Origin of the sequence: Spirillospora sp. NPDC048823, assembly GCF_043198445.1 — a bacterium.
Lineage (GTDB): Bacteria > Actinomycetota > Actinomycetes > Streptosporangiales > Streptosporangiaceae > Spirillospora.
Genome location: NZ_JBICUT010000019.1, coordinates 76,558 through 88,933, shown reverse-complemented (window position 1 = coordinate 88,933; position 12,376 = coordinate 76,558). Strand labels below are relative to the sequence as shown.

General features: G+C 71.2%; 13 protein-coding genes. 5 read left to right on the top strand and 8 right to left on the bottom strand.

Annotated features, from left to right (window positions below):
* Nucleotides 1-93 precede the first annotated feature (93 nt).
* The 3 genes from ACGFK0_RS32765 to ACGFK0_RS32755 all read left to right on the top strand — a co-directional run bounded on the left by ACGFK0_RS32765 (nt 94) and on the right by ACGFK0_RS32755 (nt 2,615).
* Nucleotides 94-594 (top strand): MarR family winged helix-turn-helix transcriptional regulator, encoded by a 501-nt coding sequence (locus tag ACGFK0_RS32765; RefSeq protein ID WP_392911986.1) that lies wholly within the window; start codon nt 94-96, stop codon nt 592-594.
* Nucleotides 595-666: 72 nt separating this feature from the next.
* Nucleotides 667-2,136: an MFS transporter gene (locus tag ACGFK0_RS32760; RefSeq protein ID WP_392911984.1), complete on the top strand. Its 1,470-nt coding sequence runs from the start codon at nt 667-669 to the stop codon at nt 2,134-2,136.
* 11 nt (nt 2,137-2,147) lie between these two features.
* Nucleotides 2,148-2,615, top strand: a complete 468-nt coding sequence (locus ACGFK0_RS32755; RefSeq protein ID WP_392911982.1) for a pyridoxamine 5'-phosphate oxidase family protein — start codon at nt 2,148-2,150, stop codon at nt 2,613-2,615.
* A 20-nt stretch (nt 2,616-2,635) separates the two neighbouring features.
* Here the strand turns inward: ACGFK0_RS32755 and ACGFK0_RS32750 are convergent, their stop codons facing one another.
* From ACGFK0_RS32750 to ACGFK0_RS32735, 4 genes are read right to left on the bottom strand one after another with little or no spacing between them, the layout of a single operon-like run.
* On the bottom strand, nt 2,636-3,544 hold the full coding sequence (locus tag ACGFK0_RS32750; RefSeq protein WP_392911980.1) for a M56 family metallopeptidase: 909 nt from the start codon (nt 3,542-3,544) through the stop codon (nt 2,636-2,638).
* Nucleotides 3,541-3,924, bottom strand: a complete 384-nt coding sequence (locus ACGFK0_RS32745; protein ID WP_392911978.1) for a BlaI/MecI/CopY family transcriptional regulator — start codon at nt 3,922-3,924, stop codon at nt 3,541-3,543. The genes ACGFK0_RS32750 and ACGFK0_RS32745 overlap by 4 nt, the downstream gene beginning before the upstream one ends.
* 38 nt (nt 3,925-3,962) lie before the next feature.
* Nucleotides 3,963-4,646, bottom strand: a complete 684-nt coding sequence (locus tag ACGFK0_RS32740; protein WP_392911976.1) for a response regulator — start codon at nt 4,644-4,646, stop codon at nt 3,963-3,965.
* The gene (locus ACGFK0_RS32735) at nt 4,643-5,797 is read right to left on the bottom strand and encodes a sensor histidine kinase (RefSeq protein ID WP_392911974.1); all 1,155 of its coding nucleotides are present in this window, start codon (nt 5,795-5,797) and stop codon (nt 4,643-4,645) included. The genes ACGFK0_RS32740 and ACGFK0_RS32735 overlap by 4 nt, the downstream gene beginning before the upstream one ends.
* A gap of 110 nt (nt 5,798-5,907) precedes the next feature.
* On the opposite strand from ACGFK0_RS32735, the gene ACGFK0_RS32730 reads away from it, so the two are divergent.
* Nucleotides 5,908-7,125: a glycosyltransferase 87 family protein gene (locus ACGFK0_RS32730; RefSeq protein WP_392911972.1), complete on the top strand. Its 1,218-nt coding sequence runs from the start codon at nt 5,908-5,910 to the stop codon at nt 7,123-7,125.
* Between the two features lie 395 nt (nt 7,126-7,520).
* On the opposite strand, the gene ACGFK0_RS32725 is transcribed toward ACGFK0_RS32730, so the two are convergent.
* On the bottom strand, nt 7,521-8,243 hold the full coding sequence (locus ACGFK0_RS32725; RefSeq protein ID WP_392911970.1) for a hypothetical protein: 723 nt from the start codon (nt 8,241-8,243) through the stop codon (nt 7,521-7,523).
* Nucleotides 8,244-8,314: 71 nt separating this feature from the next.
* A complete protein-coding gene (locus tag ACGFK0_RS32720) occupies nt 8,315-9,586 on the bottom strand; it encodes an MFS transporter (RefSeq protein ID WP_392911968.1) in 1,272 nt (423 codons plus the stop codon).
* Between the two features lie 155 nt (nt 9,587-9,741).
* On the opposite strand from ACGFK0_RS32720, the gene ACGFK0_RS32715 reads away from it, so the two are divergent.
* On the top strand, nt 9,742-10,710 hold the full coding sequence (locus tag ACGFK0_RS32715; protein WP_392911966.1) for a LysR family transcriptional regulator: 969 nt from the start codon (nt 9,742-9,744) through the stop codon (nt 10,708-10,710).
* A gap of 14 nt (nt 10,711-10,724) precedes the next feature.
* Here ACGFK0_RS32715 and ACGFK0_RS32710 read toward each other — a convergent pair whose 3' ends face one another.
* Entirely contained in the window at nt 10,725-11,651 is a 927-nt protein-coding gene (locus tag ACGFK0_RS32710; protein ID WP_392911964.1) for a hypothetical protein, read from the bottom strand.
* Between the two features lie 143 nt (nt 11,652-11,794).
* Nucleotides 11,795-12,373 (bottom strand): hypothetical protein, encoded by a 579-nt coding sequence (locus ACGFK0_RS32705; RefSeq protein WP_392911962.1) that lies wholly within the window; start codon nt 12,371-12,373, stop codon nt 11,795-11,797.
* Nucleotides 12,374-12,376: the final 3 nt, after the last annotated feature.

Genomic DNA, 12,376 nt, shown 5'->3' with positions numbered 1-12,376 from the left:
GCACACGGTGCGTTTCATGGCTCCAGAATAGACGACGAAATGTAGCTGCTCCCGGATAATCTGGAACAAAACCAAATTGGGTACCCTGGACGCATGACCTCCATGGCCCCGCGTACGTCGCCCGCCCGCACGAGCCCCGACCTGTCGTACCTCCTCGACCACACCGGCCACGTACTGAGGAGCCGCATGACGGCCGCACTCGCCGAGATCGGGCTGACACCGCGGATGCACTGCGTCCTGGTGCACGCCCTGGAGGAGGAGCGCACCCAGATCCAGCTCGCGGAGATCGGCGACATGGACAAGACGACGATGGTCGTGACGGTGGACGCGCTGGAGAAGGCCGGCCTCGCCCAGCGCCGGCCGTCGTCCAGGGACCGGCGGGCGAGGATCATCGCCGTCACCGAGGAGGGCGCGCGGGTCGCGGCGCGCAGCCAGGAGATCGCGGACGGCGTCCACCGGGCGGCCCTCGACTCCCTCCCGGCGGACGAGCGGAAGGTGTTCCTGGACGCACTGAACACCCTGGCCACCGGGCATCTGGCGACCCCGTCGGAGAGTGCGCACCCGGTGCGGCGGGCACGCGAGCGGACAAGATAGATCCGACAAGGATCGTCTCTAACAAAACTATCTGCTACGGTCTCGCCTGTGTCCCAGAACCAGGAGAAGACCATGCCCTCCGTGCTCTCCCCGCGCTCCCCGCTCCGATCGCGCTGGGCGGCGCTCGGCGTCCTGTCCACCACGATGCTGATGGCCGTCCTCGACGGCAGCATCGTGACCGTCGCGACCCCCGCCATCCAGGACGACCTCGGCTTCTCCCCCGCCGGGCTCAGCTGGATCATGAACGCCTACCTGATCCCGCTCGGCGGACTGCTGCTGCTCGCCGGACGGCTCGGCGACCTCGTCGGCCGCAGAACGCTGTTCCTGACCGGTAACGCCGTGTTCACCGCCGCGTCCCTGCTCGCGGGCGCCGCCACCTCGTCCGGCCTGCTCATCGCCGCACGGTTCCTGCAGGGCGTCGGCGGCGCGCTCGCCTCCGCCGTGGTCCTCGGCATCCTCGTGACCCTGTTCACCGACACCCGCGAACGCGCCAAGGCCATCGGGATCTTCAGCTTCACCGGCGCCGCCGGCGCGTCCATCGGCCAGGTCCTCGGCGGTGTCCTCACCGACGCGCTGAGCTGGCACTGGATCTTCTTCATCAACCTGCCGATCGGGCTCGCCACGATCGCGCTGGCCCTCCCGGCGCTGCCCCGCGACCGCGGGCTCGGCCTGTCCGCGGGCGCCGACCTCGCCGGGGCGCTCCTCGTCACGTCCGGGCTGATGCTCGGGATCTACACGGTCGTCAAGGTCGAGCGGTACGGCTGGCCGTCCGCGCACACCCTCGGGCTCGGCGCGGCGGCGCTCGCCCTGCTCGCCGGGTTCGCCGTCCGCCAGGCCACCGCCGCGACCCCGCTGATGCCGCTGCGGATCCTGCGCTCCCGCAACGTGTCCGGCGCCTACCTCGTCCAGCTGCTCACGCTGTCGGCGATGTTCTCGTTCCAGGTCGTCGTCGCCCTCTACATGCAGAAGGTCCTCGGGTACGGCGCGCTCGACACCGGCCTCGCGATGCTCCCGGCGGCCGTGGCGATCGGCGCGGTCTCGCTGTTCGTGTCGGCGCGGCTCGCGAACCGCGTCGGCGAACGGCTCGTGCTGATGGCCGGGCTCCTGCTCCTGACGGCCGCGATGCTCCTGCTCACGACCGTGCCGGTGGACGCCGACTACGCCACCGACCTGCTCCCCGTGTTCCTGCTGGTCGCGGGCGCGGGACTGGTCCTGCCGTCGCTCACCGCGCTCGGCATGTCCAGCGCCCGCCCCGACGACGCGGGCCTCGCGTCCGGGCTGTTCAACACCGTCCAGCAGGTCGGGATGGCGCTCGGCGTCGCGGTCATGACCACCCTGGCGGCCTCCCGGATCGAGAACCTGCGGGCCGGCGGGCACGGCGACGCCGCCGCCCTCACCGGCGGCTACCACCTGGCGTTCGGCGTCTCGGCCGGCCTGCTCGCCACCGCGTTCGCCGTCGCACTCCTCGTCCTGCGCCACCCGAGACCCCCGGTGGACGCCCCGGCGCCCACCACCACCGCGCCCACCACCACGAAAGCCTGAAGGAGATCACGATGACCGAGTACGGCCCCGGACAGGGACCCGGCCCCAAGCCCATCACGGAGGACGAGCTGGCACGGCTGCTCGGCGAGCAGCAGTTCGCCGTTCTGGCCACGAACAAGAAGAACGGCCACCCGCACGTCTCGACCGTCGTCTACGCCTGGGACCCCGCCGAACGCACCGTCCGGATCTCCACGACGGCCGGCCGCGCGAAGGTGAGGCAGCTCCGCGACGACCCGCGCGCCGCGCTCCACGCGTCCAGCGCCGACCACATGTCGTTCGCCGTCGCCGAAGGCACCGCCGAACTGTCCGACGTCACCGAGAAGCCCGGCGACGCGGCCGGGCGGGAACTGCTCGCCATGACCCCCGGCTTCGACGACCCGGCGGACGAGCGGGCCTTCCTCGAGCAGATGGTGAAGGACCGGCGGCTCGTGATCCGCCTGCACGTCACCCGCCTCTACGGGACCGTCCTGTCCGGTTAGTACGACGGCCGGTACGGCGGCTAGTGCGGCAGGACGAGGAGTAGCAGCGGGAGGCCGGCGATGACCGGGACGGCGACGATGGCGGCGGCACGGGTCCTGCGGGGCAGCGGCTCCGGCTCCAGCAGCCGGTTCACCCGCGCCATCACCGGGATCTTCCCGTGGGTCGCGACGCCGAGCGCGCCGGACGGCGCGGCGGCCGGGCTCGCGGCGGCGAACCGCAGCAGCGCGGTCGCCAGGTCGCGCGGCGGCCGGCCCGAGCGGGCCCGGTCGTCGGCGGCCATCTCGATCAGCAGCTCCACCGCGTCCAGGCACCGCGCGACCAGCCGGAACTGCGGGAACACCTGCCGCAGCGACGCGAACGGCAGCAGCACGATGTCGTGACGCTCACGGACGTGGGCGCGCTCGTGCGCGAGCACCGCGGCGAGCTCGCCGCGGTCGAGCAGCTCCAGCGTCCCGGCGCTGACGACGACCTTGGACGAGCGGACGCCCGGCACGCAGTACGCCGCGGCGCCGGGATGGTCCAGGACGAGCGTTCCGGGCAGGGCCGAGTCCCTGCGCGACACCAGCGCGAGCAGTGCCCGGTGCCGCCGCCGGGCCCGCACGACCCGCACGACCGCGTACATGAGCATGACCAGCAGGACGCCGGTGAGGCTGATCGCGGCGAGCAGCGCCGACACCTGCACCGGGTTGAGCCGGGCGGCCTGGTCGTCGTACAGGCCGGGCAGCCCGCCGAGGACGCCCTTGCCGTACGGCAGCAGCGCGAGGCCGAGCAGCGCCCCGATCGTGGCGACGCCCCAGCAGAGCCCGAGGGCCTGCCAGAGGGCGATGCCGGTGCGCGGCGTCCGCCACGTCCACCGGGCCCGGGACAGCAGATGCGCCCCGCCGACGGTCCCCAGGGAGATCAATGCGAGCAGGGCGGTGCCGGTCATGCCGGTGGTTCCTTGCTCGTGAGACCCGCGAGGGTCTCCCGGATCACGTCGATCTCGTCCCGCGACACCGACCGGACGAAGTGGGCGAGCGCCGCGTCGCGGTCGCCCGTCTCGTTCAGCGCGCCCAGCATCAGCTCGGTCACGTACATCTCGCGGCTCGCCATCGGGTGGTACCGCCATGCGCGGCCGTCGCGCTCGCGTTCGAGGAAGCCCTTCTTGGCGAGCCTGTCCAGCACCGTCATGACGGTGGTGTGCGCGAGGTCACGGTCGCCGGCGAGCGCACGGCTCACGTCACGGGCGGTCGCGGCCTGGTGACCGGCGTCCTCCCGCGCCCACAGAACCTCCATGACCGTGCGTTCGAGCTCTCCCAGACCCTTCACGCCAGCCAGATTATCCGACCGCGGCGAAGGTCACCACGTCAGGTAGTACTACCGCCCGTAGGGGGCGCCACCAGACCCATCTCATAGGCGGTGATCACGAGCTGGACGCGGTCGCGGGCGTCCAGCTTGGCGAGCAGCCGCGCCACATGCGCCTTCGCCGTCGCCACGCTGATGAACAGCTCCCCGGCGATCTCATGGTTGGACATGCCGCGTCCGACGAGCGTCAGCACCTCGCGTTCCCTTTCGGTGATGCCGCCGGGGGGACGACGTGTGGCCGCGACCGCCGGCTCGGGGGCGGGCGGGCCTTCCGGGCGTGCGGCGAACTCCTCGATCAGCCGGCGCGTGACGCTCGGCGCGATCAGCGCATCGCCGCCCGCGACGACGCGGATCGCCGACAGGATCTCCTCCAGCGCCATGTCCTTCACCAGGAAGCCGCTGGCGCCTGCCCGCAGCGCCCCGTACACGTAGTCGTCGTCGTCGAACGTGGTCAGCATCAGCACACGCGCCGCCGTGATCCGCCGGGTGGCCTCGATGCCGTCCATGCCGGGCATGCGGATGTCCATCACGACCACGTCGGGGTGGACGTCCTCGACCAGCCGGACGGCCTCCGCTCCCGTCCCGGCCTCCCCGACGATCTCCAGGTCCGGGGTGTCGGCGACGAGCACGCGCAACCCGGCGCGGATCAACGGCTGGTCGTCCGCCAGGACGACCCTGATCGTCATCGGACCGCCGCCGGCAGGGGGATCCGCGCCGCCACACGGAACCCGCCTCCGGGACGCGGACCGGCGGTGAAGTCGCCGCGCAGCAGACCCACGCGCTCCCGCATCCCCGCGATCCCGTATCCGGTGCCGACGACACCGCCATGCCCGTCGTCGTCGATCTCGATGGACAACTCCTCGTCCCGGTAGTCGACGGTGACCCGGCATTCGTCCGTGCCCGCGTGGCGGACGACGTTCGTCACCGCCTCCTGGACGATCCGGTACGCGGACAGGTCGACGTCCGGCGGCAACGGCCTCCGCTCACCCCGCCTGCTCATGCCGACCTTCACTCCGGCGTCCTTCGCCGCCTCGGCCAGCCGGTCGAGATCGTCCAGGCCGGGGGCGGGGCCGAGCGGCGCGGAGTCCGGGTCGTCCCTGCGCAGAGCGGTGAGCATCCTTCTCAACCCGGACAGCGTTTCGCGGCTGGTGACCTCGATGGCGTTCAGCGCGTTCCGCGCCTCCACCGGCTGGGTGTCGATCACCCGTCCGCCGACGCCCGCCTGGATGGCGATGATGCCGATGCTGTGCGCGACCATGTCGTGCAGCTCACGCGCGATCCGGAGCCGCTCGGCGCTGACGGCCTGCGCCGTGGCCTGCTCCCGTAGCGACTCGGCATGCGCCCGCCGCACCCGGACCGAATTCCCTGCCATCCAGGTGACGGCCATCGCCAGAACCACGGTGAGGATCAAGATGTCGATCGTCGCCGAAATGTTCGCGGACAGGAACGCGAGGGCGGAAAGCAACTGCAGGGCGAGCGTCACGACGGCGACGGTCACCGAGATCCGGCGCCGGCGGCTCGCCGCGATGTAGCCGACACCGAGATCGGTGATCAGGACCAGCAGGCCGGCGACGAACCCGTTCTGCATCTGCACGAGGGCGACGATCCAGGCGAAGAGCAGTATCCCGTGGGCGGGCAGCGGATGCCGCAGGAGGAGAGCCCCGGCCATCACCGTGAGCACCGCCGACGCGAGGACTTCATAAGCGACGAAGTTGCCTGTCCCCTTCGTCACCGTCGCGAAGAGGACGAACGGGTAGACGACGGCCGCGAACCACAGCAGGGCCGTCCAGGTGACGCGGCGCACTCGGCCCACTCGGCTCAGCGGCAAGGCGGACATGCGCCGATCGTAACCGCCGCCCCCTTACCGGCACATTGGCCCACAGGCGTAATCCCGTGGGCCACACGCGCCCTTGGCGAATGTGTCCGATGGCCCGATGCCCACCGGACATGGCCGACTCCACCGTTATTCGCATGAAGCGCTGGCTGATACCCCTCCTGACGATCGAAGTTCTCGGAATCGTGGTCTTCTCCCTCACCTACGATTCACTGGACTTTCGTATCTACTGGCTCGGCGGGAACGCCGTGACGGACGGCACGCGCCTTTATGACGAGCAGCTCGCAGCCCACTGGTACACGAACACGCCGTTCATGGCCACGCTGTTCACCGTCCTGGCCGCCCTGCCCCTCACCCTCGCCCGCCTGCTGTGGCAACTCGCCTCGCTGGCCGCATTCACATGGGCTTGCGCGACCACTCTGAAACTGACCGGCCGCAGCGTCCCCCTCAAAGCCGCGGTGGCCGGCGGCCTGCTTCTGGCACCGGTATGGCACACGTTCTTCCAGGGGCAGGTCAACCTGTTCCTGCTCGCCCTCGTCCTCGCCGACATTCACCGGGTCGCTCAGGGCCGTTCCGCAGGAATCGGCATCGGCATCGCAACGGCGATCAAGCTGACACCGGGCATCTTCATCGTTCTTCTCCTCGTGACGAGACGAACGAAGGACGCCTTCACGGCCGCCGCGACCTTCGCCGTCTGCACCCTCCTGGCGTACGCCATCGCACCGGACGCGTCCCGCCTCTACTGGCTCCACACCTTCTACGACGCCTCCCGCGTGGGCGTCCCGTACATCAGCAACCAGTCCCCGTTGGGCGCACTCACCCGCCTCCTGAGAGGGACGGCCGAGGTCGGCGACTGGTACACGGCCATCCCAGCGGCCATCGGTATCGCCGGACTCCTGATAGCGGCCGCATGGGCAAGGCGCGGCGACTGGCCGGCCGCCATCGCCGTAACGGGCGCGACCGGCCTCCTGGTTTCGCCCATCTCATGGGCGCACCACTGGGTGTGGATCATCCCGGCCCTGGCCGTGCTGGTTCGCAACGGCAACCGAACCATCGCCGTTTGCGGCTACATCCTGTTCGCCCTGTCCCCCATGTGGTGGACACCGTTCAACGCCGACCCGCTCCGCTTCAGCCCGCACCTCCTCCTGGTCCCCGTCGCGAACTGCTACCTGCTGACCGGCCTCTTCTTCCTGGCCCACATGGCACTCCGCCTCCGCCGGGACGCGTCCACCACCACGACCGCTTCCCGGCCCGCCGCGCTCATTGACGTGGCGTCCAATCGGAGTGAGGCTGACCCGGAGGGCGACCGGATGACAAGGGCGACCGGGTGACATGAGGGGGCCTGGTCTCGTGCCGTACCGACGTCTGGCAGGAGTCCCTGGAACGGCGGGACTCCCGTGGCTTCTCCCGCGAGCAGATCATCGCGAACGCGAAGCCGCCAAAGCCGAACGTCTCGCCCCCGCCATCGAGGCCGCCCTCGGCCGCCGCGAACCGCAGACGCGAATCCCGCGTCCCTGCTCATGGACGGCCGCCTCGAACTGCGCGGCGACTTCGAACTGGCACCGCGCCTCAGCGAAATGTTCGGCGGCCCGTCCCCCTACTGACTTTGGGGTGTCCGTGGTCCCCCGGCCTCCACGGCCACCGCACAGTGGGACGTCGTCACCCGCACCCAGGTTCGCGCTCCCCTGGAAAAGATCGATCACGAGTACGCCCAAGCTGAGCTGCATTATCTGGCGGACGGGCGTCCGGCGATGAGGTCGCTCAGCCGATCGCCGAGGCGCTGCACGGGCAGCCGGTACCGGCGTTCACGGACCCGTGCCCGCCGCTCCTTCCGTGAATCGGGCGAGTACCGGCGCCGGGCCCAGGGCGAGTCAGGCCGGGCCAGGCGGACGGCCCCGACCAGCGCGATCACCCCGACGAACAACCCGATGACCCCCGTCCATATCTTGCCCTTGAGCAAGGCGATCACGGCCACGCACGCGTCGAACACGAGAACGAGCATGATGCTCCACAACCCGTCCCCCGCGACCTCGTCCACGCCCAGCGGCCGCAGGCCCAGCAACATCAACCCGCACAGGGCGATCGTGATGAACACGACCTCGACCGACAGCCGGCCCTGATCGCTCCAGTAGACGTCCCGCAGGTAGAGCACCAGCGCGAACTCGTCCAGCACGAGAGCGGCGCCGACCCCGAAGAGCGCCGCGGTCACCGCCGCCCACCCGGACGTTCCGTCCTCGATGGCCAGCCCGCCGACCCCGCCGACGATCATGAACACCAGGCCGAACACCGCGTGATGAACATGCTGCCCGCCCGGCGTGACGTTCCCCGGCCACCAGCGCACCTGCCGCCGGATCATCCGCACGCTGAACCGGATGAACAGGAATCCGGCGATGAACGCGGCAAAGAAGCAGAACAGCCGAAGCCGCCCGGTGTCCGCAATCTCCCGCACGAACCACTCATTCACAACGGAGGCATTCCCGCCGCCGGGCAAGAGCAGGTCAGCCCGGCCCCAACGGTTCCCTACCGAACGTCAGAGGCGGCCGCCGGGTTCAGGTGGGGCCGGAGACCAGGTCCGGTTCGGGGCGGGGGGGTTCGGGCGCGGCGGGGCAGCAGGAGAGGGGTCGTCAGGATGAGGAGGCCGGCCAGCACGATCGCGGTGCGGGGGGTGGTGATGGCGGCGAGCAGTCCCCAGAGTGCGATCAGGGCCGCGGCGGCAGCGTTGTTGGTGACCGACCATGCGGTCAGGGTGCGGGCGACCCGGTCCGGCGGGGTCTGGTGGAGGCGGAAGGTGGCGTACAGCGGGTTGAACACGCCCACGCTGGTGATCAGGCCGAGTTCGACGGTGATGACGAGCACGAGGCCGGTGACGCCGGGGTGGACGAAGGCCAGCCCGAGCAGCCAGCACGCGCGCAGCGCGCCGGCGGTGAGCATGACCGTGTGCTGGTCGAACCGTGTGACGAGCCGGGGCGCCAGGCGTGAGCCGATGAGGCCGCCGACGCAGGGGACCCCGAACGCCAGGCCGTACTGCCACGGGGCGAACCCGAGGCCGCCGAGCATGAGGACGGCCAGCAGCGGCGCGGTCGCGAGGATCAGGCCGTTGACGAGGATCGTGTTGAGCAGCAGCGGGCGCAGCGTCGGATGGGTCAGGATGAACCGCCATCCTTCGAGGAGGTCGCCGGCTCGGAACCGGGGTGCACCGGTCCGGGAGGGGCGTGCTTCCTTTCCGCCGATCGCGCGGACGGCCGCGGCGGACAGCAGGTAGCTCGCCGCATCGGCCAGCACGGTCGTCACCGGGCCGAACAGGCCGATCGCGGCCCCGCCGAGGGGTGGCCCGAGCATGGTGGCGGTCCAGGTCGTGGACTCGAACCGTCCGTTGGCGACGAGCAGGTCACCGGGCGGGACGAGAGCTTTCAGGAAGGCCCCGCTCGCCGCCCTGAAGGCGATGCCGGACGCGGCGACGATGACGGACACGAGGAGGAGATGGACGAAGGTGAGGCGGCCGAGCGCGAAGGCGGTGGGGACGCTCAGCAACGCCGCGAACCGGATCAGGTCCATCGCGATCATCACGCGCCGTTTGCGGCTGTACTCCACCCAGGGGCCGAGCAGCACCGCGACCGCCGCGCCCGCCGCCAGGCCCGCGGCCGACAGCAGGGACACCTCCGCCGGTCCGGCGTCCAGCACGAGGATCGCGATCAGAGGGAACGCGTCGAGCGCGAACCAGGTACCGAGCGTGCTGGCCGCGTACGCGGTCCAGAGCCACCCGAACCGCCGGCCCAGCGACCGTGTGCCCACCTTGCCCCGCCCCCGCCGTTGCCGACAACCTCACGTTGATCGACGTGACCGTAGCCAGCAGGGCTTCCCGGGATCAAACAACTCGGTCGAGGGCGAGCTACAACGGTTCGTTGTAGGTCCGGGGTTTCCGCCGTGTGGGTCTAGGGTTCTGCCCCGTGAATCTCGACGCCGTCCGCACGTTCGTCGCCGTCGCGGACGCGGGGCGCTTCCAGGACGCCGCCGCAGATCTGTCGATCACCCAGCAGGCCGTCTCCAAGCGGATCGCCGTGCTGGAGAAGGACCTCGGCGTGCGGCTGTTCACCCGCACCGCGCGCGGGGCCGAGCTCACCATCGACGGGCAGGCGTTCCTCCCGCACGCCCGCGACCTCCTGCGCGCCGAAGAGCGGGCGGCCGCGTCCGTGCGGCCGGGCCGCCGTGCGCTGCGCGTCGACGTGATCGGGCGGCAGCTCGCACCGGCGGGTCTGCTCCGCGGCTTCCACCGCGCGCATCCGGAGATCGAACTCGATGTCGTGACCCTCTTCGACGCGGGTGCGGCGATCGCGGCCGTCCAGGCGGGGACGATCGACGCGTCCTTCCGCGCCGTCGCCGTGCCCGCACGGCTCCTCCCCGGCGCCGTCGAAACCGCGCGGGTCTCGGATGAGGCGATCCAGCTCCTCACCGGGCCGGCCCACCCGTTCGCGGCCGCCCGCGCGGTCACGCCCGCCGAACTCGCCGGGCACCGGATCTGGATGCCCGGCCTCATACCCGGAACCGAGTGGGCCGCCTACTACGGTGAACTCGCCGCCGCGTTCGGGCTGACCATCGATCGCGTCGGCCCCGGCTTCAACACCGAGCCCCTCCTGGACGTGATCGCCGGCTCTCCGGAGGTGGCGACCCTCGTCGGCGAGCAGACCCGGCTGCTGTGGCCCGCCGACTACGGCTTGCGGCGCGTGACCGTCCATGACCCGACGCCGGTTTATCCGCACTCGCTGATCTGGCGCGGCGACAACCCGCACCCGGCGCTCGGTTCACTCCGCGACCACCTGAGCTCCACGCGGCCCGGCCATCGCGGCACCGTCACCTGGGCGCCGGATTGGGCCGGCATTCCCGGTCACGCGTTTCAGCCGGGCGGTGGACGAACGTGAGGGCGGACGGGCGCTCAGTTGCCCAGGGAGCGGAGTTTCTCCGTCAGGGTGGGGCGTAGCTTCTTCAGGCACAGCGCCGGCAGGTAGGCGCCGTCGCTCGTCATGAAGTGGGTGGCCTCGGCGGGGCATTCCTTCTCGGCCGCCACGCGGCCGACGACCTTGGCGACGGCCTGGGGGCCGCCGCAGTCGGCCTTCTCCGGGCCGCCGATCTTGAAGGAGGGGTCGCCGATGCAGTCGCCGGTGGCCAGGACGCCGCCGCCCGCGCCGAGGCACAGGACCGGGCGCGTGACCTCTCCGCCGCCGAAGGACCGCATCTTCATCGTCTCCAGCGTCTTCGCCGGGCAGGACTGCTCCGTGTCGACCCGGGCGATCACCTTGCCGTACCACTTCGAGCCGGAGCAGGGCGCCTCCTTGCCGAAGCCGACGGAGCCGCCGCTGACGCAGTCGCCGGCGGAGAGCAGCGCGCCGCCCGCGCCCGGGTCGCCCGGGTGCGGGCCCTTGACGTTGCGGACGCACGCCTCGAAGTAGTGCTTGTCGCCGGTCTTGACCGTGACGTTGGTGACGCCGTCGGTTCCGGCGGGGCAGTCGGGCTGGGCCTGCGCGCCGAACCGGTAGGCGGTGGCCTCCCCCTCGCCCGTGACCTTGAGCACCTTGGCCTTGGCCTCGGAGTCATCGCACCGCACTCGTTCACTGGCCGGGACCTTGTTGCCGGCGTCCATCCCGAAGCCGGCGTCGACGCACTGCTCGGCCTTGAGCGGGCCGGTGGGGCCGAGCGCGCTGAAGTTGGCGATGCCGACGGCCGCGACCAGGAGCAGCGCCAGGACGCCTACGCCCACCAGCACGAGCTTCGGGGGCTTCTTGACGGGCGGCGGGGCGGGGGCGCCCGGCGGGGGGAGGGGAAGCGGCGGCTGCCCCTGCCGGTCCGGTGTCTGGCCGTACACGTCCGCGACCTCCTGATCATGGTGAGGATTGAGACGGTATCGGCAGGCACGTATAAAGGCAGCCTGTTGATCATTCCGTGACGAGCCTGGGGACGCGCCCAGGGGCCGGGGCCGGATCCGCGCGTCGTCGTGCGTGACGGGCGCTAGGTGAGGAGGTTGGGCGGGGATTCCAGGGCCGTGAGTTCGATGCCGGGGGCGTCCAGGACGACGTCGCCCGCGACGTGCACCGCTTCGACTTCGCCCGTGGACAGGTCCGTGACGTCGTACCGCGTGACCGGAAGCGGTGCGGCATCGGTTTCGTAGGTCGACGTTCCGGCCCGGTGCCATCGCCACGTGGCCGTCAGCGGCGCAAGGGACGGGCCGCTCAACCGGACGAGGCGGACGTCCGTCTCCGCGTCCTCGTCCAGGTCCAGAGAGCGCGCGACCGCGATGAGGAAGCCGGGCGAGTCGGATATGAAGCCGGCCGCCCGTTCGGTGTGTTCGGTGCCCGTCTCACCGGCCGCGCGCACCCAGGCGACCTCGGGGCCCGTGACACCGCCCCGGAACCACCAGGTCGATGTGACGAGTTCGAGGCGGATCTGGCGCCAGCGCGCGTCCACGACCAGGTCCACGCGGACGCCGTCCGAGCGCTGGGACGTGTAACGCCAGCCGCCGGGGCCCGGAGCGCACTGGAAGCGCTCCTCAAGCTCCTCGTCCAGGTGGAGGTAGGCGCCGGCGGGCATCGG